Annotated in this window: 23 protein-coding genes and 1 riboswitch; of the genes, 20 read left to right on the forward strand and 3 right to left on the reverse strand. The window is 44.2% G+C overall.

The window, feature by feature from the left end; translation table 11 throughout:
* Window positions 1-30 precede the first annotated feature (30 nt).
* The 3 genes from KCX82_RS06955 to KCX82_RS06965 are packed head-to-tail and all read left to right on the forward strand — an operon-like array spanning window position 31 to window position 2,424.
* The gene (locus KCX82_RS06955) at window positions 31-420 is read left to right on the forward strand and encodes a PadR family transcriptional regulator (protein ID WP_227017726.1); all 390 of its coding nucleotides are present in this window, start codon (window positions 31-33) and stop codon (window positions 418-420) included.
* Between the two features lie 41 nt (window positions 421-461).
* Window positions 462-1,268, forward strand: coding sequence for an MIP/aquaporin family protein (locus KCX82_RS06960; protein WP_227017822.1), 807 nt, complete (start codon window positions 462-464; stop codon window positions 1,266-1,268).
* 10 nt (window positions 1,269-1,278) lie between these two features.
* The gene (locus KCX82_RS06965) at window positions 1,279-2,424 is read left to right on the forward strand and encodes a GTP-binding protein (RefSeq protein ID WP_227017727.1); all 1,146 of its coding nucleotides are present in this window, start codon (window positions 1,279-1,281) and stop codon (window positions 2,422-2,424) included.
* Between the two features lie 252 nt (window positions 2,425-2,676).
* Here KCX82_RS06965 and KCX82_RS06970 read toward each other — a convergent pair whose 3' ends face one another.
* Both KCX82_RS06970 and KCX82_RS06975 read right to left on the reverse strand, forming a co-directional pair.
* Window positions 2,677-2,940 carry a hypothetical protein gene (locus KCX82_RS06970; RefSeq protein WP_227017728.1) on the reverse strand — a complete coding sequence of 88 codons (264 nt, stop codon included), beginning with the start codon at window positions 2,938-2,940 and terminating at the stop codon, window positions 2,677-2,679.
* Window positions 2,941-3,062: 122 nt separating this feature from the next.
* Complete coding sequence (locus KCX82_RS06975; RefSeq protein ID WP_227017729.1) at window positions 3,063-3,326, reverse strand: YaaL family protein; 264 nt, start codon at window positions 3,324-3,326, stop codon at window positions 3,063-3,065.
* A gap of 82 nt (window positions 3,327-3,408) precedes the next feature.
* On the opposite strand from KCX82_RS06975, the gene KCX82_RS06980 reads away from it, so the two are divergent.
* From KCX82_RS06980 to hypE, 16 genes are all read left to right on the forward strand, one after another.
* Window positions 3,409-3,669, forward strand: a complete 261-nt coding sequence (locus tag KCX82_RS06980) for a pro-sigmaK processing inhibitor BofA family protein (RefSeq protein ID WP_227017730.1) — start codon at window positions 3,409-3,411, stop codon at window positions 3,667-3,669.
* 565 nt (window positions 3,670-4,234) lie between these two features.
* Window positions 4,235-5,779, forward strand: a complete 1,545-nt coding sequence (locus KCX82_RS06985) for an amino acid permease (RefSeq protein ID WP_227017731.1) — start codon at window positions 4,235-4,237, stop codon at window positions 5,777-5,779.
* Between the two features lie 303 nt (window positions 5,780-6,082).
* Window positions 6,083-7,786 (forward strand): APC family permease, encoded by a 1,704-nt coding sequence (locus KCX82_RS06990; RefSeq protein WP_227017732.1) that lies wholly within the window; start codon window positions 6,083-6,085, stop codon window positions 7,784-7,786.
* A 289-nt stretch (window positions 7,787-8,075) separates the two neighbouring features.
* On the forward strand, window positions 8,076-9,977 hold the full coding sequence (locus KCX82_RS06995; protein ID WP_227017733.1) for an NADH-quinone oxidoreductase subunit 5 family protein: 1,902 nt from the start codon (window positions 8,076-8,078) through the stop codon (window positions 9,975-9,977).
* A gap of 1 nt (window position 9,978) precedes the next feature.
* Window positions 9,979-10,854 (forward strand): respiratory chain complex I subunit 1 family protein, encoded by an 876-nt coding sequence (locus KCX82_RS07000; protein ID WP_227017734.1) that lies wholly within the window; start codon window positions 9,979-9,981, stop codon window positions 10,852-10,854.
* A gap of 13 nt (window positions 10,855-10,867) precedes the next feature.
* Window positions 10,868-11,335 (forward strand): NADH-quinone oxidoreductase subunit B family protein, encoded by a 468-nt coding sequence (locus KCX82_RS07005; RefSeq protein WP_227017735.1) that lies wholly within the window; start codon window positions 10,868-10,870, stop codon window positions 11,333-11,335.
* A gap of 1 nt (window position 11,336) precedes the next feature.
* Window positions 11,337-11,693, forward strand: coding sequence for an NADH-quinone oxidoreductase subunit C (locus KCX82_RS07010; RefSeq protein WP_227017736.1), 357 nt, complete (start codon window positions 11,337-11,339; stop codon window positions 11,691-11,693).
* 19 nt (window positions 11,694-11,712) lie between these two features.
* Complete coding sequence (locus tag KCX82_RS07015; RefSeq protein WP_227017737.1) at window positions 11,713-12,795, forward strand: hydrogenase large subunit; 1,083 nt, start codon at window positions 11,713-11,715, stop codon at window positions 12,793-12,795.
* Window positions 12,796-12,804: 9 nt separating this feature from the next.
* A complete protein-coding gene (locus KCX82_RS22950) occupies window positions 12,805-13,272 on the forward strand; it encodes a 4Fe-4S dicluster domain-containing protein (protein ID WP_264373213.1) in 468 nt (155 codons plus the stop codon).
* Window positions 13,272-13,619, forward strand: coding sequence for a hydrogenase maturation nickel metallochaperone HypA (hypA, locus tag KCX82_RS07025; RefSeq protein ID WP_227017738.1), 348 nt, complete (start codon window positions 13,272-13,274; stop codon window positions 13,617-13,619). The genes KCX82_RS22950 and hypA overlap by 1 nt, the downstream gene beginning before the upstream one ends.
* Window positions 13,620-13,744: 125 nt before the next feature.
* Window positions 13,745-14,443 (forward strand): hydrogenase nickel incorporation protein HypB, encoded by a 699-nt coding sequence (gene hypB / locus KCX82_RS07030; protein WP_227017739.1) that lies wholly within the window; start codon window positions 13,745-13,747, stop codon window positions 14,441-14,443.
* Window positions 14,444-14,482: 39 nt separating this feature from the next.
* Entirely contained in the window at window positions 14,483-16,945 is a 2,463-nt protein-coding gene (locus KCX82_RS07035; RefSeq protein ID WP_227017740.1) for a carbamoyltransferase HypF, read from the forward strand.
* A 22-nt stretch (window positions 16,946-16,967) separates the two neighbouring features.
* On the forward strand, window positions 16,968-17,813 hold the full coding sequence (gene fdhD / locus KCX82_RS07040; protein WP_227017741.1) for a formate dehydrogenase accessory sulfurtransferase FdhD: 846 nt from the start codon (window positions 16,968-16,970) through the stop codon (window positions 17,811-17,813).
* 139 nt (window positions 17,814-17,952) lie between these two features.
* Window positions 17,953-18,171 (forward strand): HypC/HybG/HupF family hydrogenase formation chaperone, encoded by a 219-nt coding sequence (locus KCX82_RS07045; protein WP_227017742.1) that lies wholly within the window; start codon window positions 17,953-17,955, stop codon window positions 18,169-18,171.
* A gap of 59 nt (window positions 18,172-18,230) precedes the next feature.
* Window positions 18,231-19,277, forward strand: a complete 1,047-nt coding sequence (hypD, locus tag KCX82_RS07050; RefSeq protein ID WP_227017743.1) for a hydrogenase formation protein HypD — start codon at window positions 18,231-18,233, stop codon at window positions 19,275-19,277.
* A gap of 71 nt (window positions 19,278-19,348) precedes the next feature.
* Window positions 19,349-20,329: a hydrogenase expression/formation protein HypE gene (hypE, locus tag KCX82_RS07055; RefSeq protein WP_227017744.1), complete on the forward strand. Its 981-nt coding sequence runs from the start codon at window positions 19,349-19,351 to the stop codon at window positions 20,327-20,329.
* A gap of 194 nt (window positions 20,330-20,523) precedes the next feature.
* Here the strand turns inward: hypE and KCX82_RS07060 are convergent, their stop codons facing one another.
* Window positions 20,524-21,978 (reverse strand): citrate/2-methylcitrate synthase, encoded by a 1,455-nt coding sequence (locus tag KCX82_RS07060; RefSeq protein WP_264373215.1) that lies wholly within the window; start codon window positions 21,976-21,978, stop codon window positions 20,524-20,526.
* Window positions 21,979-22,306: 328 nt separating this feature from the next.
* Window positions 22,307-22,484: riboswitch (cyclic di-AMP (ydaO/yuaA leader) on the reverse strand.
* 173 nt (window positions 22,485-22,657) lie between these two features.
* Here KCX82_RS07060 and uvrB point away from each other — a divergent pair.
* A complete protein-coding gene (gene uvrB, locus KCX82_RS07065) occupies window positions 22,658-24,634 on the forward strand; it encodes an excinuclease ABC subunit UvrB (protein ID WP_227017745.1) in 1,977 nt (658 codons plus the stop codon).
* Window position 24,635: the final 1 nt, after the last annotated feature.

Below are 24,635 nucleotides of genomic sequence, written 5' to 3' on the forward strand. Positions count from 1 at the left end.
TATGGTAATATATAGAAAGAGGTGATGACCATGTCATATAAGAGACTAAGTCAGGTAAGTGTGAATGACAAATGCTCCTGCAAGGGGAATAATTTGGAGAAATTCTTGCAGCCAAGTATTCTGTCGCTTTTAGCCACCCAGAACCTGCATGGCTATTCCATCATTCAAGAGCTTGAGAATAAAAGTTCCTTAAAAAATGAAAAATTCGACAATGCAGGCATTTATCGAACTTTGAAAGCCCTTGAGGAAAGGCAGCTGGTAGATTCTGAATGGAACGTAGAGGGTGCAGGGGCTGCAAAAAAGATCTATAAGATAACGGAGGAAGGGAAATCCTGTCTATCCAACTGGGTAAAAACGCTTGAAGATTACCAGAAAACCATAGCCTTAATTGTGGAGGATGCAAAAGAGGCACTAAAGTAAGGAATCTGACCCGGTATTAAAAAATGTGAGGAGATGGTAATATCAAATATAGTCGCGAATTTATCGGAGAATTGATAGGGACCTATTTACTGGTAATCTTCGGATGCGGAGCTGTTACGGTATCGGTTTTATTTGACGCTTATCAAGGACTGCTGCAAATTGCACTGGTCTGGGGTTTCGGTGTAAGTCTTGCTATCTATGTCACGCGACATCTATCCTGCGCTCACTTGAATCCTGCAGTGACTTTAGCAATGGCAGCCGGCAGAAGAATGTCCGTGAGAAAGGTTCCGGTTTATCTCCTCGCTCAATTCCTGGGGGCTTTTTTTGCCGGATTAACATTGTATCTCATGTTTTCTTCCGTGATTATGAATTATGAAAATGTGCATGGTATCGTAAGAGGCACAGAAGAATCCGTTCAAATTGCAAAGATCTTTGGGGAATACTATCGGCAGCCCGGAAAATGGGAGATCTCCATGCCCTTGGCCATGGGAGCAGAAGCCTTCGGCACGTTTCTACTGGTACTCATCATATTTTCTTTGACTGAGGGATGCAATCTGGGCAGGCCGGATAATAATCTTGCACCAATTTTTATCGGAATAACGGTAACTGCCATTATTTGCCTGGTCGGGCCGCTAACACAAGCCGGACTGAACCCTGCACGGGATTTTGCGCCAAGGATGGTAGCCTGGATCTTTGGATGGGGTTCTGCGGCATTCCCGGATCAGACAGGCGGATTTTTTTTCGTTTACATACTGGCACCCTGTATCGGCGGTCAATTGGCCGGGCTGCTCTTTACACGCCTATTAGAACCGCTAATGAACAGACCCGTTACGAATTGCTGCAGGTAGAGATTCTTGAATGAACCAAAAATTTTCATCAAGTGAGTTTGGAAAAATAATAGAAAGAAGGGATAAAATGGCCAGGATCATATTTGTCGGTGGATTTCTGGGAGCCGGAAAGACGACACTTCTTGGAGAAATCTCTAAAAAGCTTACCGAAAATGGCAGGTGTGTCGGACTTATTACCAACGATCAGGCTTCCGAATTGGTGGATACGGCATTATTAAAGCGTACAAGCGGATTTGTAGCAGAAGTAAGCGGAAGTTGTTTTTGCTGTAATTTCGAAGGCCTTATGGATGCGGTTTCGCATATGAATTCGGACAAACAGGTTGATTATATTATCGCTGAGCCCGTAGGCAGCTGTACGGACCTTTCCGCAACCATCTTGCAGCCGTTAAAGGAGAAGATGAAAGAAGATCTTGCAATAGCTCCGCTTTCAGTGCTCATAGACCCGATTCGCTTGTCGGATATTTTGGACGGAGAAACCTCAGGACTTCATTCCAGCGCTGCATACATTATCAGAAAACAACTGGAAGAGGCTGATATCATTTTAATCAGCAAGGTTGATTTGATAGAGGAGGAAGATATCGGACCCTTGAAAAAAAGAGCAGCTCGGGAGTGGCCCTTAGCCACGGTTCTTACTGTTAGTGCAGCGAGAGGAGATGGATTGGAGCAATGGCTCGAAGAGGTAACCCGCCGTCAGGATGCAGGAAACCATCTGGCAGAGGTGGATTACGATATCTATGCGGAAGGGGAAGCAGTCCTGGGTTGGCTGAACGCCACTGTAGAGCTGCAGAGCGAAAATACTGACTGGGATCATTTTAAAGAAAACTTTCTTCACTCGCTGAGCAGACGATTCGACCGTCTAAATGCAACGGTGGGGCATGTTAAAGTATTTGTAGAAACAGACCAGGGCGGTTCTGTCGGCAACCTGACAGGGAAAGAAAAAACCCTAAGCCTACGAGGAACATCGGGAGGCGGGCTAGAAGCGAAAATGACGCTGAATGCACGGGTTGAACTGTCTCCGGAAAAGCTGGAAGAAATCGTAAAAGAGGAAATGAGGTCAGTATGCGGAAGCAGTATTTCGTCAAAGTTTCTTTCGATAAAATGCCTGAGCCCGGGGAGGCCTAATCCGACATACCGATATGATAGAATAATCGGATAAATAAATAGTCTGCTGAATTTATAAAAATCATGGGCATAAGATTTTCACCTTGTGCACCATGATTTTTTATAACATAGGAAATATCGTTACCTATTAGGATATTTTCGTATGTTTCGAAGAAAGTACTATGGTATTGTTGCCCTCAGGCAACATGAGCGAATAGAAATCTTTGATTTCGTAATTCGCTCTTTTTTTATATCAACACTGAATATTTTACAGAGTATGAATGTTCAGATTACAGAGGATAAATGATCAGAAACACTGAAAAGAGCGGATATTTTTAATATTGACCCGATCCCGTGTCCAGCCCATTCTTCTCCATCTAAATCCCAGCATCGTTTGTCTTCCGACAAAGGTAGGATAGAACCAAAACTCATTTCCGTTTTTTAACCAGATGTAAGTCATTTGATTGATACAGTGTTTCAATCCCGGATCACCCATTTGCCTGACAGGGTAAGGGATGTTCCGATCAGGCGGTGGCATCGTAGAGGACCACTGATTTTGATTCTCAAACATTGCAACGTATTCCCCCTTTCTGTTTTGTTTCATTTTATGAAACAGAACAGAATGTGTGAACAAATCCGGTTTCAGGAAAACGATGGAAATGAATGGTGCCTGAAAGTTTATAGTTTAGGAATCTACCAATGCAGACCTTTTTCCTTGGCAGTTTTTATTAAATAACTGTATCGTGTTCTTGCAGCCATCATATCGTAGATGGCGTGATCTACTAAATCAGGGTCCGTTGCCTCATGAAACAGGGCTTCAGCTCTCTGCCAGTCGGATTGGGCAGTTTTAATGGAGCTGATTAATTGTTCGTCTTCGGACTGGGGGTAAGGTACATTCAATACCTGATGGTATACTTTACTTGCAGTATTCATGATATTGTCAAAAGGTGTACTCATTTGTTCTCGCATCCTTTCGTCAAGTTATATATTCTATTTTATTCATAAAAGTCATAAATTATACAATGGGGGTGCGAATAATATGGAAATGAGTACGGAACTTGGAATCTTACTGGCCTATGCCATCGGCATTTTTGCCCTTTATGTGATCGGATATATGTTTTTGGTACCCATTAAGATTATGCTTCGGCTGGTCGCCAACAGTATTCTGGGCGGGATTTTCATTATCGTGGTAAACTGGATCGGCACCACGTGGGACGTCCATATCCCGTTAAATGTATTTACAGCAGTCATTGTCGGGATCTTAGGTTTGCCGGGCGCCATTCTTCTTCTGTTTCTATGATTCCTTCTCCGTCTGCATCAGCGAATAACGGAGAAGGATTATAGTGTTGACTTCTTACGGAAAACCTGTAAAATAGGTTTATATATTTTTGTCTATCAGCTCTAATGAAAGCTCTTTCAGGAAAAATTCTTTTCCAAATCATTAAGATTGCAAAATCTCAAAAATGAGAAAGCGGCGGTAATGTAGTACCAGATATAAGAATGACATCAGGTCAATAAGATAAGATACAAAAATTGGTACAAGCAATTCCGTTGAAATTGCATATGAATTCAGAAAATTTAAATAGCATGGCAAAAAATATCTTACTTTGGCATGGAACTTGAAATAATGTTTTTAGTTAAGTTAGTTAGCCAAAAATCTGAATGATGTTGTAAACAGGGAGGTATGTAAAAATCGCAAATTCAATGGGAACGGAATAGAATAGGCTATTCTTCGGAAGGCTTTTTCGCGCAATAAGGTATCTGAAAATTTTAAAGAGTCAGAAATCATTATTTTTATAAAATCAGATACCGGAATGCAAAAAATCTAATCATAGTTGATATGTGAGAAAAAGGAGGCAAAAACAATGACAGAACAAGGAAAGAATAATGTAGAGAAAAGTGAACGTACCCTTAGCCGTGGGATCATGCCCTGGCACGTTTCTTTGATTGCCCTGGGCGGAATCATCGGTTCCTGTTACTTCCTGGGTCTGGGACTTACTTTCTCTGAAATGGGGCCTGGCGCTGTATTAATCGCTTATGCCATTGCCGGTCTTACGATTTATGGTGTAATGCAATCCTTTGCTGAGCTTTTGGTAAATATTCCGAGAAGAGGTTCCTTTGTATCCTATACGAGAGAATTCATGGGAGATACTGCATCTGCCGGTATCGGCTGGGCTTTCTGGGCAAACTGGGTAGCCTATGTTCCGTCAGAAGCATTGGCAACTGCGGTATTTATGAACTATTTTATTACTTTGCCTTTTGAAAATGAAGCATGGAGCACCTTTGTATGGGGTGTTGTTGCTCTGGCTTTATTGACAGCTGTAAACCTTTATCATGTAAAATGGTTTGGACACATCGAATCCGTTATGGCTATCATTAAGATTTTAGCGATCGCCGTATTCGTACTGTGTGCTGTTGGAATCTGGATGGGCGTGATCGGCGGAAACCTTCATCCGTTTACAGATGGAAGCGGATTTATCGGATCTCAGATCCTGTTAGGAGGAGGAGAAGGTTCAATAGTGGAGAAACTGTTCCCGGCAGGCGGCTTCATTATTATCACATATATGATCTGGACACTTGTTAACTTCCAGGGTTCGGAAATCGTAGGACTTTCAGCCGCTGAAACTCAGGATCCAGCTACTAATGTACCTCTTGCATGCAGAAGAGTCGCGTTCCGTATCATTTTAATCTATTTGATTCCTGTATTTACATTAACTTTAGTTGTACCTTATGCAGAAGCCGGTTTGGATGAATCCATCTTTGCTTATACCTTAGGCGCATATGGACTGCGTTGGGCAGCAGGACTGTTCACCATCGTTACGCTGGTAGCGGCATTCAGCTGTGCAAATTCCGGGCTGTATGGAACCGTACGTGCTTTATACGGATTATCTGTTGAAGGTATGGCTCCGAAATTCCTGTCAAACCTGAATCGTTTCAATACACCTCAGAATGCTACCATATTTACAATCATCCCAATCTGGCTGGTATTCCTTCTTGGATTTGCATCTGATGAACTAGGACTTTGGGGAGCAAATGGTCTTCCTCTTTATGCCAATCTCTTGGGGATCTCCGGCTTTACCGGTACTCTTTGCTGGGTAGGTATCTGCTGGTCACAGGTAACCTTCAGAAAGAAGCTGAAGGAGAGGGGATATGATCCGAATGAAGTGCTGACAGTAAAAGCAAAATGGTATCCGGGACTTGCATATTTTGCTATCGCTCTGCAGGTCGGTGCCATGATTCTTCTGGTATTTGAAGACGGAGGAATGCCGGTGTTTATCATTTCGCTAATCGCGATCTTCCTGCCAATCACTGTCTATGCGCTCCAAAAGAAGCGTGGCAAGATCAGAACGGTGGTTACCCTGGGTTCTGATGAAGTAACCTTTGACGAAAAATTCCCGATTAAGAATTAAACATAAAACGCTAGGCGAAACCACTCATGATGCCTGACATCAGAGTGGTTTTTGCTTTGCAGGGATCTGATTAGGGCAGGGCTGATGCGGCAAGGATGGTCGTCCGCATCAGCGCTTATTCGTTTTATGCGGGTTTCAGCAAATGTGTTATAACTTTTAAGCAAGATGGTTCTTGAGTGTTTTCAGAAAATTAAGTAAAATTTAGGTGGCGATTATGTTCAGTTTTAATTTGTTATAAAACTTTACACTATTTTACAATCATGCAGAATCGTTACATTATTTTTTAAAGGAGGAAAATAGCAAATGAGCGACATTGAAAAGCGCGCAGCTGCCGTTGATGTTGGGGAGCATGGCTTGAAAAAACACAACATGAAAGTTTCAACGGTTGTCTTCATGATCTTTTGTCTCTGTGCTGCAGGTGCCTATGGTATAGAGGAAATGATTCCGGAATCAGGACCGGGTCTTACTCTTATAATGCTGATCGTTCTCCCCTTTATTTGGAGTACTCCGCTTGGACTGGTAGCATCTGAATTAGGCTCCGCGAGACCACAGGAAGGCGGCTATTACAAATGGGTGCAGGAAGCATGCGGAGAATTCTGGGGCTTCCAGGCGGGCTGGTGGAGAACCATTTCGATTTATATTGATAATACTCTTTATGTCATTCTTGCAGGCGGATATGTTGCAAATACCTGGGATTTATCCTGGGGTACCGAAATGGCATTTAAAATTGGAATGATTTTAGTTTTTACTTATATTAATATTCGCGGTGTAAAAGATGTGGGCATCGTCAGCACGATTCTTTCCGTTCTCGTTATCGTGGCATTCGGTATGGTTGCTATCTGCGGTTTCATGAACTGGAATCAAAATCCCTTCCTCCCGTTCACTGCAGATGGAGAGATCATGGGACTTTCCGGCATTGGTTTTGCCGACTGGGTTTATTACATAGGAATGGGCATAGCTCTCGGTATGTGGATGTATTCAGGATACGAATCCATGTCCACCATTGCGGGAGAAGTGGAAAATCCTCAGGTAATTCCAAAGGCTACGATGATTACCGTTCCGTTGATCATGTGCGTATACATTCTTCCAACCATGGCCGGACTCGGGTCCATGGGCGAATGGGGCGATTGGGGAACAGAAGCCGGTTCCATTGGTTACGCGGACGTTGTTACGAGATTCTGGGGGCCTTCCTTCGGACTGTTTTTTGTTATCGTAGCCGTATTGGCTCAATGTTCCATTTACAACACTTATATTGCATCAGGCTCAAGAGGCTTCTTTGCTCTTGCGGATGACAATCTTGCACCTCCCATTCTGGTAAAATGTGATAAGAAGCATGGAGTGCCTTATGTGGCCGTATTATCCGTTGCTATTGTCAATATTATTCTTTGCCAGTTTGCATTTACCACAGTAGTCGTAATTGACGTATTCCTGCTGGTTTCTTCTTACGTTATGATTTTTATATCTGCAATGATTTTAAGAAAGAGAATTCCGGAGGAAGAATTAAAGTTCAAAATTCCGGGCGGCTATGGGTTCCTTTGTGTTCTTTGTATCGTACCATGTATTATCGCTTTCATTGCTTTCTTTATCAATGGAACGGATTATTTCATCGGCGGTATGCTGGGTATCGTATCAGGGCCTGTCCTTTATGTCATCTGGAAGAAGATGTATGGCGGACTTGCCAAGAAGGATCCTGTCAAGTATCCTGTCAATCCCAAAACAGGTCTTGCTGTGGGAGATCTGAAGAAAATCTCCTCCATCTTCTGTGGTCTTGCCGCACTTGGCGGTTTGGCTATGGCCTGGCTTCCATGGTTTGAAGGAGAGTGGGGACCGGATTATTACCTGGAAGAGTATGGAAGCGGGTTCTTCAGCAGCTTTGAAGGAATGCTTTCTGCCATTAAAATCGCAGCTGTGGTGTTCCTGATTATAGGAATCCTGTGCGCACTCATCGCGGTGAAAGTAGAACCCAAAAAGCAAATCGAAAACAAAATGACTGAGGAAGTTGCCTAAATGTAAAGTGAAATCATACAACGAAAAAACCGGCGTTTATGCCGGTTTTTTCGTTGCACGGGGCTGCCCGTTAGATCCTTTGTTTTAAATGATTTAATAGACATAATTTTTCGATAATTTATGAAAATTAAATGATAAATATTTGACAAAATACTTGTTATTTAGATATACCAGACGTATAATGTATACGTATGATTTTGATTCTAGGGAAATAAAAAAAGAGCAAATTACGAAATCAAAAAAATGGGTGATTTTTTTATTCATCACTAGAAGAAATAGGAGGATTAAATTGAGCATTATTTTTTTTCTAATCGTGTTTTCATTTGTAATTGCGTTAGCTCTTTTGGTTCTCAAGGCCGATGCTGCAAGAGATATCATTGTTAAGCTTTCCGCTGTTATTATCGCGGCAGCTTCCATCTATCTTGCATTCCAATACTTCGGTTCGGACGGAGAATATTTTGACTTTGAAAACGAAACAATCGGTTATGTGATGATGGCCGTTGAAGTATGTTTGGCAGTCATGATATTTATTCTGGGCATCAAACACAAGAAGTATCTGGCTTCGGTTCTTGCGGCAGTACAAACTCCAATTATGGTTTGGTTTGAGCTAAACGTAGGTCACCACATTGAAGTTTCAAACAATTTATATGTGGATAGACTGTCTGTTATCATGATCCTGATTATAGGTATCATCGGCAGTTTAATTACTGTCTATTCGCTGGGATATATGAAAGACTTCCAGCATCATCACCATGACCAACCGGATAGAAGGCCGTTATTCTTCTTCCTGATGTTTGTATTCCTATCAGCTATGTTTGGAATCGTTGTTTCCAACAATCTGGTATGGTTGTACTTCTTCTGGGAAATAACAACTTTATGTTCCTTCTTCCTTATCGGGTACACAAGAACACCGGAAGCCATCAGAAACTCTTTCAGGGCTCTGATCATGAACCTGCTGGGCGGTCTTGCATTTGTACTTGCAATCGTTGTACTTGGAAAATTCTACGGAATTTTAGAATTAAATCAGATGCTCGCCATGGGTATGATGGGCATCAGTGTGGTTTTGCCTGCAGCGCTCCTTGCCTTTGCAGGAATCACAAAAGCGGCTCAAATGCCTTTCTCAAGCTGGCTGCTGGGTGCGATGGTGGCACCTACTCCGACATCCGCCTTGCTTCACTCTTCTACCATGGTTAAAGCTGGAGTATTCCTCATCGTAAAGCTTGCTCCGGTATTAGGATGGAATATTGCGGGAATAATGACTATGCTGGTAGGCGGAATCACTTTCCTGATTGCTTCCTTTGCTGCCATTTCTCAGAGCAATGCAAAGAAAGTTCTTGCTTATTCAACCGTAGCAAATCTTGGATTGATCGTAGCCTGCGGAGGTATCGGAAGCTATGCGGCAGTATGGGCAGCGATTATGCTGATCATCTTCCATGCGGTAACAAAATCACTTTTATTCCTTTGCGTTGGTACTGCAGAACATAATATCGGAAGCAGAGATATTGAGGACATGGATGGCCTGTTCGGCAGAATGCCTAAACTTGCAACCTATATGATCATCGGTATTTGCGGCATGTTCCTGGCACCTTTCGGAATGCTGATTTCAAAATGGGCAACCATGAAAGCATTTGTTGATTCCGGAAACGTACTGCTGGTTATGATGATTGTATTCGGAAGTGCGGCTACGCTTTTCTACTGGACAAAGTGGCTTGGAAAAATGGTTGCAATCATGGCAAAAAGAGAAAACATACAAAGCGGCGTTCACAAAGAGGAATGGCTTGTACTTACTGCACTGACGATACTGACTATCGCGATTTGCCTGTTGTTCCCTGTGATTTCAACCTTTATGATCGTACCTTTCTTAAAGGTAATTTACTCTTCCGTTGCAGCATTGGCATTATCATCCAGCAACATGTACATCATGTCGGCGATGCTTGCTCTTGTGATTCTTCTGCCGCTGCTGTTCTACGGTAAAACAAATAAAAAGATTGTACCGATTTATATGGCAGGTGCCAATATGGGTGACGATTTGACATTTAAAGGTTCCATGGACAAGGATATTTCCGTATCCCTGAAGAACTGGTACATGGAAGGATATTTTGGCGAAAAGAAAATGAATGTAATAGGAGTAATTACCACAGTTGTGGTTATTATAACGGCATTCTCAATCTTATTAGGGGGGGTGCTGTAAAATGAATTTAACAACAAGTATTATCGGCGTTGTGGCATATTTAGTGCTTGCACCTTTGGCAGGCGGGCTTTTAGCCGGAATAGACAGAAAGATTTCTGCAAGAATGCAGGGCAGATTTGGTCCTCCGGTACTGCAGCCGTTTTATGACTTTTTCAAATTGATGGAAAAAGAACCCATCACGGTAAATAAGGTTCAGGACTTTTATGTCATGTGCTTCCTTATTTTTATCATCATCACAGGTTGCTTCTTCTTTGCGGGAGGAGACTTGCTGCTGATCATCTTTACGCTGACTCTGGCCAGCATTTTCCTGGTAGTGGCAGCCTTTTCCTCCAATTCTCCTTATGCCCAGATCGGTGCTGAAAGAGAGTTGCTGCAGATGATGGCATATGAACCGATGGTGCTGATAACAGCCGTAGGTTTCTACGTAATCAACGGCAGTTTCAACATTGCCGATATCGTTTCCGCTCCTGTCATGGCAATTAAATTCCTGCCAGGTATATTTCTGGGATTTGTGTTTATTCTAACTATTAAGCTCAGAAAATCACCTTTTGATTTAAGCATGTCCCATCATGCACATCAGGAGCTTGTTAAAGGTTTGACAACCGAATTCTCCGGTAAAACCATGGCCATGATCGAGATCGCTCACTGGTATGAAAATATCTTCCTGTTGGGCTTTGTATATCTCTTCTTCGATTATGCTGCCGGCTGGAGCCCAATTTTAGCTGTTCTCGTTTGTCTGGTTACCTATTTTATAGAAATACTCATCGACAACAGCTATGCAAGAATGAAGTGGCAGATTGCGATTAATTCATCCTGGATTGTAGCCATTACACTTGGATTTGTAAATCTGCTGGTTCTATATTTTATGTCGTTTTAAGGAGGTGTAATTAATGTCATATGTAACAAAATCTCCCTGGGTCATCCATTATGACGGTTCAAGCTGTAACGGATGTGACATAGAAGTATTGGCATGTCTTACACCCATGTATGATGTAGAAAGATTTGGAATTATCAATACCGGTAATCCAAAGCATGCGGATATTTTTCTCGTGACAGGGTCTGTGAATGAACAGAATATTAATGTAGTAAAGCAAATCTATGAGCAGATGCCGGAACCAAAAGTTGTAGTCGCAATTGGAATTTGTGCAACTTCAGGCGGAATTTTCAAAGAGTGCTATAATATTATGGGCGGTATCGATACGGTTATCCCCGTAGACGTTTATGTCCCTGGCTGTGCAGCCAGACCGGAAGCCATCATTGACGGCGTTGTAAAAGGTCTTGGCGTATTGGCTGAAAAACGTGCTGCTATGGATAAAAAAACTGCAGCACCTGCAATTACGGAAAAGGAGGAGGCTTAATATGGCTGAATTATATAAGATCCAGAATTTCGTAGCGATTGAGCCTGCTCAATTGATAGAAAAAGTTCAGGATTTAAAAGCGGAAGGATATCGTCTTGGCCAAGCTTGCTGTACCAAGGTATCCGAAGGATTTGAAATCATCTATTCCTTTGACAAGGATCACACGCTGTTAAATCTGAAGCTTAGCATTCCCGAAGAAGAAGAAATCATGAGCATCACCGGTGTTTACTGGCCGGCATTCATCTATGAAAATGAAATGCAGGATCTCTTCGGTGTAAAGTTCAAGCATATGGCTCTGAATTACGGGGGCAACTTCTTCAAGGTATCCAAGGCGACTCCTTGGAACCCAAAAGACTGAGAAAGGAAGGGTAGATATTATGGGTAAAAGAACTATTATTCCTTTCGGACCGCAGCACCCGGTTCTTCCTGAGCCGGTTCATATTGATCTGGTAATCGAGGATGAAACTGTTATTGAAGCGATCCCTTCCATCGGCTTTATTCATAGAGGACTGGAAAAGCTGGTAGAGAAAAAGGAATATACAGAATTAGTTTATGTAATAGAAAGAATCTGCGGTATCTGCAGCTTTGGACATGGCTGGGGCTATTGCCATACTGTAGAAGGACTCATGGAAATTGAAGTTCCTGAAAGAGCAGAGTTTTTAAGAACCATCTGGCATGAGCTTTCCAGAGTACACAGCCATATGCTGTGGCTGGGACTGCTGGCCGACGGATTCGGATTCGAAAGCTTGTTCATGCATTGCTGGAGACTTCGTGAAAAGGTTCTGGACTTATTTGAAAAGACCACAGGCGGAAGAGTTATTTTCTCAGTCTGCAAAGTCGGCGGAGTGAGAAAAGATATCGATGCTGAAACCTTGAAGGAAATGGTTATCGTTCTGAAAGGAATGGAAAAAGAACTGAAAGAACTGACCGATACCTTTATCAACGATTATTCCGTAAAGAACAGACTGGTTGGCGTTGGCTATCTGTCCAAGGAAGATGCTATGGAGCTTTGCGCTGTAGGACCTATGGCAAGAGCATCCGGAGTGGTACAGGATATGCGTCTTACCGGCAACGGAGTTTATGACAAGCTGGGCTTTGAGCCTTGCGTGGAAACAGCCGGTGATTGCTATGCAAGAACGCTGGTTAGAATTCGCGAAATATTCCAGTCTATCGAGCTGATTGAAAAAGCGGTTGATATGATACCGGAAGGTGAAATTTCCGTGGCTGTTAAGGGTAACGTTCCAAAGGGTGAATTCATTGCAAGATTAGAGCAGCCTAGAGGAGAAGCCTATTATTATTCAAAGGGTGCGGATTCCAAGTTCCTCGAAAGAATCAGAGTAAGAACACCGACCAATATGAATATTCCTGCTATGGTAAAGACGCTGCAGGGGTGTGATCTGGCGGATGTTCCGATGCTGGTGTTGACAATCGACCCATGCATCAGTTGTACAGAAAGGTAGGTGAGAGTGATGCCAGCATTTAAAATAGGAAAAATGGTAATGAGAAGCTTGTTTAAAAAGCCAGCAACTCTCATGTATCCTGTGATACCAAGAGAATGGCAGGAAAGAACAAGGGGACATATTGAAAATGAGATCGATTCCTGCATTTTCTGCGGAATCTGTCAGAAAAAGTGTCCAACCAATGCACTGGTCGTAGACCGGGCGAAAAAATCCTGGACCATTGAAAGAATGCAGTGCATTCAATGCAGCTGCTGTGTAGAAGTATGCCCTAAAAAGTGCTTGACCAATGAGAATACATACACAACACCAAGCACGGAAAAAGTGGTAGATACCTACGTGGCATCTCCGACAGAGCCAAAGGCGGAAGTGCCTAAGGCACCTGCAGCCCCAAAGGCAGCAGAGGCTCCAAAAGCTCCGGAAACGCCGGAAGCTCCTAAAGAAGAAGCTGTGAAACAGGAAGAGGCAAAAGCAGAATAATGCATGAATTTCCAATCACACAACAAATAATAAAAATAGCAGAGAAGCACGCAACTGAGTTGTGTGCTTCTCGAATAAAATCCATAAAGCTTGTGGTAGGAGACTATTCAGGCTTTATCGGCGATTCCATCCAAATGTATTTCGATGTGATTTCGGAAGGAACCCTATGTGAGGGTGCCGTCATAGAAATCGAGCATAGAAAACCTAAGCTGCGATGCACCGGCTGCGGAGAATTGTTTGAGAGGGAGCTCCTTTCCTTTTCCTGCCCGACATGCGGAGAAACCGGTGAGCCGACAGAGATCGGAAAAGAATTTTATATCGATTCTATAGAAATTGAAAAAGAATGAAGATTTATATATAATGATAGTAAGCAAACGAAAAATAGTAAGCAAACGAAAAGATGAAAGTAAGAACGAAAATCTGTCGTTGCCGCAACAAACTTTAGAAACAGAAATATCGGAGGGTAATCAAAGTGCATGATGTTCTAAAAGTCAATGTAATGGAAAATATTCATGATGAAAATGATCATATCGCGGCTCATTTAAATGAGGATTTAACGGAGCAGGGGATTTATGTGATCAATGTGATGGGTGCACCCGGCGTAGGAAAAACAACAACATTAAAAAACATCATAAAAAATTTAAAAAACCGAAAACCTTACGTTATAGAAGGGGATATTGAATCCGATATTGACACGAAGGATTTAAGAGGACTTGGCATTGACACCTTCCAGATCAACACCTTCGGTGCCTGCCATTTGGATGCACCTTTAGTCCATAATTCTGTCCAAAATATGAAATTTGATGAAAAGGGAGTGCTTTTCATAGAAAATATAGGAAACCTGGTTTGCCCTGCGGAGTTCAGTATCGGAGAGCACTGCAAAATGCTGATTTCCACCGTCACCGAAGGAAGTGACAAACCTTACAAATATCCCCTGGCTTTTGAGAAGGCGGATATCATTATCCTGAATAAAGTCGATTTGCTTCCTTATCTTGACTTTGACGAAGACTTCTTCATGAAGGGCGTGAGAGCTCTGAACAAGGAAGTCCCGGTGTTCAAGGTTTCCGGTAAAACTGGGGAGGGCTTTACTGAGGTTGCTGCCTGGATCGAAAAGAAGGCAGAAGAAGCAAAGGCAATCGAGCATCACCATCACCACCATCACCACGAATAATAATTCATTCTTGCTTCTCTTGAGGAGGGAAATGGGATTATGAAAGAAACGAAAACAGTTAAAATTAAAATATGGGGAATTGTTCAAGGGGTCGGTTTCCGGCCCTTTGTTGCTAAGCTGGCAGACCGCTTCGGCATGAAGGGAGAAGTTCTGAACATCGGAGGCTTAGTGGATATTGTTCTGTCAGATACCCCGGACAGGATAGAAGCATTTTTAGAGGCATTGAAAAAAGAAAAACCGGTGCCTGCAGAAATCGTTCATATAAATATCCTGGAGCTTCCATATCGGGACTTTGAATCTTTTGTGATCCTGGACAGCGATGAGGGAGACGATGAAGCCGCTATGATTCCGGCGGACTTGTCCATTTGCCCCGACTGCCTGGCCGAACTTCAGGAAGAGAGGAATCCGAGATTTCAGCATCCTTTTATCAGCTGCATGGTTTGCGGGCCGAGATATACCATCATTGATAAGATTCCTTATGACCGTGAAAATACGTCGATGATGGATTTTCCAATGTGTGAATTTTGTTATGGAGAATATACCAATCGTCATGACCGTAGATATCATGCGCAAACGATCTCCTGCCATGAATGCGGACCTATGCTGGAATACCGTCTGTCGGGGGATTACCCAACAGAGAGCAGTTCCCTGAAGGTGTCCCGGCAAGAGGCAGCTGCCATCGGTCTCATCGGCTGGAAGGGAAGCGGTACGGATGCGCAGAAAAATGCAGAGCCCCTGGCTTGGGCCATGAATCTGATTTTAAACGGCAGCATCATTGCACTGAAGGGCGTTGGGGGCTATTATTTTGTCTGCAGCCCTTTCCGGGAGGATGCAGTAAAAATGCTGCGAAATTTAAAGATCAGAGAAGAAAAACCCTTTGCCGTGATGTTTCAAAATATAGAAGAAATTAAAAACCATTGTTCGATGAGTGAAGAGGAAGAGCGTCTGCTTCTTTCCAGTGCCAAGCCCATCGTCTTGCTGGAGCGAAAGCAGGAACGGAAAGAAAACGGAAAAGCCCCTGGCAGCGGCACAGCGGCTCAATGGGCAGACACAGATAAAAGTATCTGTGAAGAAGTGTATCGTTCCAGCCGATTTATCGGTGCTTTTCTGCCGAGCATGGGACTTCAGCATATGCTCCTGGAGCTCTGCGGTCCGCTGATCATGACCAGCGCCAATTTGTCGGATATGCCCATTATTAAAGATGAAGAAGAGATGTTTGCCCTTATGGCATCGAACCCGAATCTGGCAGGGGTGTTTTATAACGAAAGAAAAATCAGAATCAGGCTGGACGACTCGGTAGCTCGAATTATAGACGGTCAGCCGCAGATGATTCGCCGGTCGAAAGGCTATGCCCCGGTTCCATTGTATATAGCAAATAAACTATCGAAACATAAAATGATCTTTGCTGCGGGAGGGCAGTTGAAATCCTCTTTTGCTTTGAGCAAGGGCCCCTTTTCCTATGTCAGCCAATATTTCGGGGATCTGGACAGCAAAGAGGCCTGCGACTTGTACCAGGAAAATCTCGATCGGATGAAGGAACTGTTCAGAATCCGTCCCAACCTTGCCGTATGTGACCTGCATCCGCTCTATTTTACGACTAAATTTACGGAGGAGTATGCAAGCCGGCATAACATTCCAATCCTGAAGGTTCAGCACCATCATGCTCATGTGGCTTCCGTCATGGCAGAGCACCATCTGAAAGGAACGGTCATTGGAATCAGCTTTGACGGAACAGGCTATGGCACCGACGGCAACGTATGGGGAGGAGAATTCCTTTTGTGCGAAGGTGCCGGCTTTGATAGATTGGGTCATCTGGATTATGTCAGAATGGTCGGAGGGGACACCTCTATGAAAGAGGGCTTCAAATCTTCCATGTGCTATCTGTATCACCATATTCAACGTGGAGAGCTTCAATGGGAGGATCTGCCCCAGGTATGGCAGGAGGATCCCAGATGGCCTATGGTGAAAGGTGCCTTGGAACACGGCATCAATACCATTGAGAGTTCCAGCATGGGAAGACTTTTCGATGCGGTGGCGGCTCTTTCCGGCATTCAGCAGGTGAACCGCTACGAAGGAGAATGTGCTATCATGCTTGAAAACGAGGCGGCCAGCGCATTGCAACGGGGATTGGAACCCGTCCCCATGTCCTTCGCGATAGGGGAAGCAGGTCCCGGAGGTATCGATTCGGCTCCCATTTTCCGGAGCATCGTAAAGGCACTGCGGGAGGGAATTGATAAAGGACGGATTGCTTTGGGTTTTCACGATGCAGTGGCGGAAATGATCCGCATGAAGTGTATCGGAATCAGAAAAGAGAAGGGCACAAATGAGGCGGCCCTTACCGGGGGAGTCTTTCAGAATAAAATCCTTATGGAAAAAACGTTGCATCTTCTGCGGAAGGAAGGCTTCCAGGTTTACTATAACATTTCCGTAGGGCCCAACGACGGCGGCATCTGTGTAGGGCAGAATTATATCGGCATGCATTACATGGAAAATAAGGCTTAAACCTGGATTGAGAGGATTTACTGTGAAATTACAAAACAGTTATGAAAATCTTTTAGAAAAGAAGAACTTTGATATTATCCGAAAAACGGCAGAAGATGAGAAAACCATCAGTGATGAAGTGATTGTGGAAAATCTCCTGTCTGTTTATATCAACGGCTTGCTTCGCGTAAAGATCCCCTGCACGCCGGGCAATCTGGCTGAATTGGTTCTGGGCTACCTGTTTACGGAGGGTATCATCGAAACCGTGGAAGAGGTAGACCTTATCGATGTCTGTGAATTTGGTTCCAGAGCCATCGTACGGCTGATGCAGGATGACTCAACCTATCAGGAAGCTGCAACCCAGGAGCAGAAGGATTCTCATATAAGGTCGCTGCGCAGCGGCTGCAGTGAACCATGGGTCTTTGACCCGTTACAATCAGGCAGCGGGGAGCCGGAAAAAAAGCTGCCTTCCGAAATCAGACCTATAGAATGGAAACCGGAAGATATCTTTATGCTAGCTTCCTTTATTACACGGGAATCAAAGCTGTTTTTATCCACCGGCGGGACCCATAGCTGCGCTCTGGGAATAAAGGATGAAAAGGGAGCATGGAATCCCTATTTCTGTGAGGATATCGGACGGCATAATGCAGTTGACAAAGTCATCGGCTGTGCCTTGAGAGATAATATGGACCTTTCAAAAGGCATATTATTCACCAGCGGAAGAATTCCTTCCGACATGGCATTAAAGGCCGTAAAAAGCAGGATCCCTGTCATCGCTTCCCATTCCGCACCTACGGATAAAGCCATTCTCATTGCACGGGAGTACGGGCTCACCCTGATCGGATTTACCAGAAATGGGAGAATGAATGTCTATTCAAAGGGAGAATAACATGATATGCTATCCTTGTGAGGATAGAAAATCCCTGTTTATCAAAATATAAAAAATACATAAAATAATACTGTTGCCAGAAATGTGACCGGAAAAGGCCATTCTGGTGAAACGGAAGCTGTTTTAAGGAGATAAAATTATGTGTATAGCAATACCCGGCAAAATCATTTCCATAGAAGGGCCCAAGGCCAAAGTGGACTTTAATGGAAATCTCGTAGATGTCAATATCGGTCTTGTGGATCCTGCGGTTGGCGATTATGTACTGGTTCATGCAGGCTGTGCCATCGAGGTCATGAGCAAGGAAAAAGCCCAGGAACTCATTGATCTTTTCCAGGAGTTGGAGGAGATCGGAGTTTAGGAGTGGATCAGCAGTAAATCGGCCTTGCGTATCAGGCTGGCTTAGAGAGGAAAGAAAAGATGAATGCGGAGCAAATAATAAAATATCTGAAGGAATACCAAGGGGATGAGGTTAACATTATGGAGGTTTGCGGAACCCATACCGCGAGCATTTTTAAGAGTGGGATTCGAAGCCTGCTTTCTCCTAAAATTCGTTTGATCTCCGGACCCGGCTGTCCCGTTTGCGTGACCCCGGCAGCGTATATCGACCGCTGTATTGAATACGCCTTGAAGGAGAATCACGTCCTCTGCACCTTCGGAGATATGATGAAGGTTCCCGGAGAAAAGGGAAGCCTGGCGCAGGCCAAAGGGGACGGCGCCAAAGTGGAATTGATGTATTCCCCTCTTGAAATACTTGAAAAAGCAGCGGCAAATCCCAATATCACCTATGTCATTGCGGCAGTTGGATTTGAAACTACCGCGCCTGCTTATGCCCTCGTCATGGAGGAAGCAATTTCCAGGGGACTTCAGAATATCAGGATCATTACAGCACTGAAAACCGTAATGCCTGCTCTTACATGGATTTGTGAGAATGAAAAGGGAATTGAAGGATTCCTGTGTCCCGGACATGTCAGTGTGATCATTGGAAGCCAATCCTACGGTGAACTGGCAGAGACCTATCATAAGCCCTTTGTGGTAACCGGATTTGAACCGGAGTATATTCTGGCGGCTATCTATGACGTAGTGAGGCAATTGGAAGCCCGTTCTGACGGAAAGACGGTTCATAATCTGTATTCCAACGCTGTGAAGCCGGAGGGCAATCAAAAGGCACAGACATTAATAGAAAAGTATTTTGAACCGGGAGCAGCGGTTTGGAGAGGTCTGGGGCCAATCGAGGATTCCGGACTGTACATCAAGGAAGAATATCAGCGCTTTGACGGCGGAAGCAGAGGCTTGGACAGAGACATCGAATTGCCTGAAAGCTGCCGCTGCGGCGACGTTATCGTCGGAAGAATCAATCCCAACGAATGCCCCATGTTCGGTTCCGGCTGCCATCCGGTAAGCCCGTACGGACCTTGTATGGTATCCTCAGAGGGTGCCTGCGGAATCTGGTATCGAAACAGATAGACTGCAATCTGATATGACGGATAAGAAGTACCTGATTTCGAATAAAGAAACCTAAAGATGGAGGAATCATCATGAAAATCAATATGTCTCACGGCAGTGGGGGGAAAGCCTCTGCCGAACTGATGCGGAATATTTTTGGAAAATACTTCGGAAATGAAGTTTTAGATAAGATGGAGGATGCTGCAGTACTTGATCTGCCGGGCAAAATTGCCTACAGCACGGACTCTTTCGTGGTAACGCCCGTGGTTTTCAAAGGCGGGGATATCGGCAAACTTTCTGTTTGCGGTACTGTCAATGATCTGCTCATGCTGGGAGCAGAGCCAAAGTATCTTACGGCAGGGTTTATTCTGGAAGAAGGCCTGGAGCTGGATCAGCTGGAAACCATTGTCGCTTCCATGGCGGAAACGGCGAAAAAAGCCGGTGTTGTCATCGTAGCAGGTGATACGAAGGTTGTAGAAGGACGCGGAGGACTTTTCATCAATACCTCCGGCATCGGATTGATCCCTGAGGGAAGGGATGTCAGCGCGGCCAATTGCGAGCAGGGAGATGTCATCCTTCTTTCCGGAACCCTGGGAGATCACCACGCTTGTATCTTAAGCGCAAGAATGGAAATTGAAAATAACATAGCCAGCGATTGCGCCTGCCTGAATGATATTCCCAATACGTTGTTTCAGCACGGAATCCATGTAAAAACCATGCGTGACGTCACCAGAGGCGGCCTTGCAACCGTTCTGAACGAAATCGCCGATACCTCTCAATGCGGCGTGGAGCTTAGGGAGGACGATATTCCTGTTCATCCGGAGGTAATGGGATTCTGTGATATTCTGGGACTGGATCCGCTTACCATGGGCAATGAAGGTAAGATGATCGTCATCGTACCGGAAGAAGATGCGGAGAAAGCACTGACCCTGATGAAAGAAACAGCTGTAGGCAGAGATGCGGTGATCATCGGAAAAGCCACAGCCGGAAAAGGTGTCGTCATGAAAACCCGAATCGGCGGCAGCAGAGTGGTAGATGTCCTCTATGGGGAAGGGCTGCCGAGGATCTGTTGATTTGGCCTAATTAATAAAAGAGAATTCTTAAGATAATATTTGTCCATTAAAAATAGCCATTATTTGCAGAATTAGTATTCTGCTCATAATGGCTATCATTTAATTAACTGAAATATTAATAAAATGAATCCTTTGTTATTTATAGACCGTCCTGTAAATAGAAAAACGAACCGGTAAAACCGAGACCCATATCATTATAAATCCTTATCTCTATCTGACAGAGGAGTATAAGGAAGATGACATTGCACACATTTATAAGCCGGTCTCATGATCCTGCCGCCTGCCACCAGTTCTTCAATTCTATGGGCGCACCAGCCCGCCAGTCTGGAAGTGGCAAAGATCGGTGTTGCGATATCAATGGGGATATTCAATGCATTGTAAACAAAGCCGGAATACAGGTCTACATTCGCCGGCATCCTTTTCGAGGTTCCCTTGATTTCCTGGAAGAGGTCCGGTGCACGATTTTCAATAAAGTCATAAAGCATAAATTCATCCAGCAGACCTTTATCAATGGCAAGTTCTCTCGCCATCTTTTTCAGCAGGGTCGCTCTTGGATCGGATACCGTATAAACAGCATGTCCAAGCCCGTAGATCAGTCCGGATTTGTCGTTAACTTCACCATGCAAAATACGGATGAGGTATTTTTCTACTTCCTGATGATTGGTTATGTCTTTTACGTTTGCCTTGATGTTGGACATCATTTCAAGTACTTCCACATTAGCGCCGCCATGCTTCGGCCCCTTCAGGGAACCGATGGCTGCAGCAATGGCCGAGTACGTATCCGTACCGGAGGAAGAGACCACGTGTGTCGTAAAGGAAGAGTTGTTTCCGCCGCCGTGTTCCGCATGCAATATCATGGAAATGTCCAGAAGCTTCGCTTCCAGTTCCGTATATTCTCCTGTAGGACGAATCATTCTTAAAATGTTTTCTGCAGTAGAGAGCTTGGGATCCGGATAATGCAAATGTAAACTCTCATTATCGTAATAAGTACGTTTTGCCTGATAGCCGTAAGCGATAAGGGAAGGGAAATAACCAATCAGATTGATAGATTGGCGTAATACGTTGCCTACGGAAACATCATCAGGATTTTCATCATAGGAATACAGGGCAAGAACGCTTCTTGCCAGCTTGTTCATTACATTTTTGCTTGGAGCTGTCAGGATCATATCCCTTGCAAATCCCATGGGGAGCTCCCGTTTTTCCCCAAGAACAGATTTGAAGACCTCAAGTTCTTTCGGGGTAGGTAATTCTCCAAAGAGCAGGAGATAGCAGGTTTCTTCGTAACCAAAACGGTTGTCTGCCAGGCAATTGTTTACGATATCTTCCACATCGATGCCCCGATAATAAAGCTTTCCGTCTACGGCTACCTTTTCCTTTTTCTCGTTGACTTCATATCCCTGGACATCACCAATTTTCGTAAGCCCAACCACAACTCCGGCTCCATTGGAATCACGAAGTCCCCGTTTTACGTCATATTTTCCGTATAAAGCAGAGTCGATCGCATTATTATGCAACAGCTTCTTGGACATGGTGTTCACAAATTGCAGTTCCAGATTCCGTTTTTGTGCTGCCTGCTCAGGGGTTGCGGATACGTTTCTTTCGCCGGCAAGGGGGCTCATTTTATACTTTCCTATTTTCTTTAATTTCAAGAGATACACCTCCTTTAATAGCTCGACCAATTTGCGCAGAAAATTGCCATCGAACTTATGCAAAGAAATCACAAATATTCTATTTGTAGATTTCTACTGCGAAATAGCTCGACCAATTTGCGCAGAAAATTGCCGTCGGTGGCAAACTTACGCAGAAAATTGCCGTTGGTGGCGAACTTACGCAAGGAAATCGTTGATTTGCAGATTTCCGATGCCTATTGCCTTCCTTAGTTAGAATTTTCAGTTAAATAAAAAGTGACACTGCTTCTACTTACAGTATCACTGAAGAGTAAACACACAATATAACGGGTAAACGATTAACCGTTACCCAGTGACTCCTCAATGCTTACGAGATTAGCTGACGGGTTCGGACTGAAGAGCTGTCCTACCGATATCTTTTGCTGCGAATCAGCCTGCGCAATCTGCAAAGCACCGCACTTTTATCGGATGCACCCCAATAATTGGTTCTCCCGTTCTGGATTTCCCAGACTCAACATTCTAACTGTATTCTCAAATTATATTACAATTGTTAATAAAACACAAGATAGCTGGAAAAATTATTTTTAGACCGAAATACCGCTAAATTGCAGGGTTCCGGCAGAAAACAAACAGATGTTCTTGCATAAACCGGAGACTTGTGATAAAATAGTTACGATATATATGGGAATGAGGCGATGCCATGAATGAGTTTAAAATAGTATCAGAATATAAAATGATGGGAGATCAGCCCAGGGCTGTTGAGCAGCTCACGGAAGGGATCCTGAAGGGAGAAAAACATCAGACGCTGCTCGGTGTAACGGGATCAGGCAAGACATTTTCCATGGCTAATGTAATTGAGAGAGTGCAGAAACCGACACTGGTGATTTCCCACAATAAAACCCTGGCTGCCCAGCTCTGCGGTGAATTTAAGGAATTCTTTCCGGAAAATGCGGTAGAGTACTTTGTCAGCTATTATGATTATTACCAGCCGGAGGCCTACGTACCTTCGACGGACACCTATATTGAAAAAGATTCCGATATCAACGATGAGATAGAAAAGCTGCGCCACTCTGCGACGGCGGCTCTGGCAGAGAGAAAAGATGTGATCATTGTAGCCAGCGTATCCTGCATATACGGGCTGGGAAGTCCTGTGGACTATGAAAATCAGGTGCTGTCCCTGAGGCCGGGAATGGAGAAAAACAGACATGATATTCTGCGAAAGCTGGTCGATATTCAATATACAAGAAATGATTTGGGATTTAACCGGGGGTCTTTCCGGGTGAGGGGAGATATTATCGATGTCTTTCCTGCCGGAGCGGAACATGCGGTAAGAATTGAGCTATTCGGCGATGAAATTGAAGTCATTAAGGAAATCAACCCCATCACAGGAGAAATCAATGGGATCAGAAACCATGTATCCATATTCCCCGCCTCTCACTATGTTACTTCCAAAGAAAACATGGAGCGTGCCATCGATTCGGTTGAATCGGAGCTGGAAGAGAGGCTCAAATGGTTCAAAGACCGGGGAAAGCTTATAGAAGCCCAGAGAATAGAGCAAAGAACAAGATATGACATTGAAATGCTGAGGGAAGTGGGAAGCTGCAAGGGGATTGAGAATTATTCCCGGCATATTAACGGCCTGCCGGAAGGATGCCGGCCTTATACGCTCATCGACTATTTCCCCAAGGACTTTCTCATTATCATCGATGAGTCCCACGTCATGCTTCCCCAGCTCAGAGGTATGTATGCCGGAGACCGTTCCAGAAAAACATCACTGGTAGAATATGGATTTCGTCTGCCTTCTGCTCTGGACAACAGACCTTTGGAATTTAAAGAATTTGAATCCATGGTAAATCAGGTGGTCTATGTCAGTGCCACGCCGGCAGCTTATGAACGGGAGCATAGCGGTAACGTCATTGCGGAGCAGGTAATTCGGCCAACCGGTTTGCTGGATCCCGAAATTGAAGTGCGAAAAACCGAAGGACAGATCGATGATCTCATCGGTGAGATCAATAAGGTAACCGCCAGAGGGGAAAAAGTGCTGGTCACGACTCTGACGAAAAAAATGTCTGAGAGTTTGACGGATTATCTGAAAAATGTGGGTATAAAAGTAAGGTATCTTCACTCCGAGATCGAGACCTTGGAAAGAATGGAAATCATAAGAGATCTGCGGATCGGCGTCTTTGATGTTCTGGTAGGCATCAATCTGCTGAGAGAAGGGCTCGATATTCCGGAAGTGTCCCTGGTCACCATACTGGATGCGGACAAGCAGGGGTTCCTGAGAACGGAAACCTCGCTGATACAGACCATAGGACGTGCAGCTCGAAATGTAAACGGAAGGGTAATCATGTACGCCGACGGAGTCAGTGAAGCTATGGGTAAGGCCATTTCGGAAACAGATCGAAGAAGAAAGATACAAAGACAATATAACGAAAAACACGGCATCACTCCGAAAACCATTGAAAAAGCAGTGAGATCGGTAATAGAAGCTACCAGGGTAGCGGAAGAAAGTGATGAATATTATGAAGGAAAGAGTCCTCTTGAACTGACGAAGAAGGAATTGACAGATTATATCAAGAGACTGGAGAAGGAAATGAAAGATGCTGCGGCAAATCTGCAGTTTGAGCGGGCTGCCCAGCTGAGAGACCGCATCTTTGAATTTAAGGTGAAGCTTTGAT

The organism is Sinanaerobacter chloroacetimidivorans (assembly GCF_018128545.1).
GTDB lineage: Bacteria > Bacillota > Clostridia > Peptostreptococcales > Anaerovoracaceae > Sinanaerobacter > Sinanaerobacter chloroacetimidivorans.

Excerpts from the sequence above, each read along its gene's own strand:
- KCX82_RS06955 (WP_227017726.1), top strand. The coding sequence starts at position 31 with ATGTCATATAAGAGACTAAGTCAGGTAAGTGTGAATGACAAATGCTCC.
- KCX82_RS06965 (WP_227017727.1), top strand. The coding sequence starts at position 1,279 with ATGAACCAAAAATTTTCATCAAGTGAGTTTGGAAAAATAATAGAAAGA.
- KCX82_RS06970 (WP_227017728.1), bottom strand. The coding sequence starts at position 2,940 with ATGTTTGAGAATCAAAATCAGTGGTCCTCTACGATGCCACCGCCTGAT.
- KCX82_RS06975 (WP_227017729.1), bottom strand. The coding sequence starts at position 3,326 with ATGAGTACACCTTTTGACAATATCATGAATACTGCAAGTAAAGTATAC.
- KCX82_RS06980 (WP_227017730.1), top strand. The coding sequence starts at position 3,409 with ATGGAAATGAGTACGGAACTTGGAATCTTACTGGCCTATGCCATCGGC.
- KCX82_RS06985 (WP_227017731.1), top strand. The coding sequence starts at position 4,235 with ATGACAGAACAAGGAAAGAATAATGTAGAGAAAAGTGAACGTACCCTT.
- KCX82_RS06990 (WP_227017732.1), top strand. The coding sequence starts at position 6,083 with ATGAGCGACATTGAAAAGCGCGCAGCTGCCGTTGATGTTGGGGAGCAT.
- KCX82_RS07000 (WP_227017734.1), top strand. The coding sequence starts at position 9,979 with ATGAATTTAACAACAAGTATTATCGGCGTTGTGGCATATTTAGTGCTT.
- KCX82_RS07005 (WP_227017735.1), top strand. The coding sequence starts at position 10,868 with ATGTCATATGTAACAAAATCTCCCTGGGTCATCCATTATGACGGTTCA.
- KCX82_RS07010 (WP_227017736.1), top strand. The coding sequence starts at position 11,337 with ATGGCTGAATTATATAAGATCCAGAATTTCGTAGCGATTGAGCCTGCT.
- KCX82_RS07015 (WP_227017737.1), top strand. The coding sequence starts at position 11,713 with ATGGGTAAAAGAACTATTATTCCTTTCGGACCGCAGCACCCGGTTCTT.
- KCX82_RS22950 (WP_264373213.1), top strand. The coding sequence starts at position 12,805 with ATGCCAGCATTTAAAATAGGAAAAATGGTAATGAGAAGCTTGTTTAAA.
- hypA (WP_227017738.1), top strand. The coding sequence starts at position 13,272 with ATGCATGAATTTCCAATCACACAACAAATAATAAAAATAGCAGAGAAG.
- KCX82_RS07035 (WP_227017740.1), top strand. The coding sequence starts at position 14,483 with ATGAAAGAAACGAAAACAGTTAAAATTAAAATATGGGGAATTGTTCAA.
- KCX82_RS07045 (WP_227017742.1), top strand. The coding sequence starts at position 17,953 with ATGTGTATAGCAATACCCGGCAAAATCATTTCCATAGAAGGGCCCAAG.
- hypD (WP_227017743.1), top strand. The coding sequence starts at position 18,231 with ATGAATGCGGAGCAAATAATAAAATATCTGAAGGAATACCAAGGGGAT.
- hypE (WP_227017744.1), top strand. The coding sequence starts at position 19,349 with ATGAAAATCAATATGTCTCACGGCAGTGGGGGGAAAGCCTCTGCCGAA.
- uvrB (WP_227017745.1), top strand. The coding sequence starts at position 22,658 with ATGAATGAGTTTAAAATAGTATCAGAATATAAAATGATGGGAGATCAG.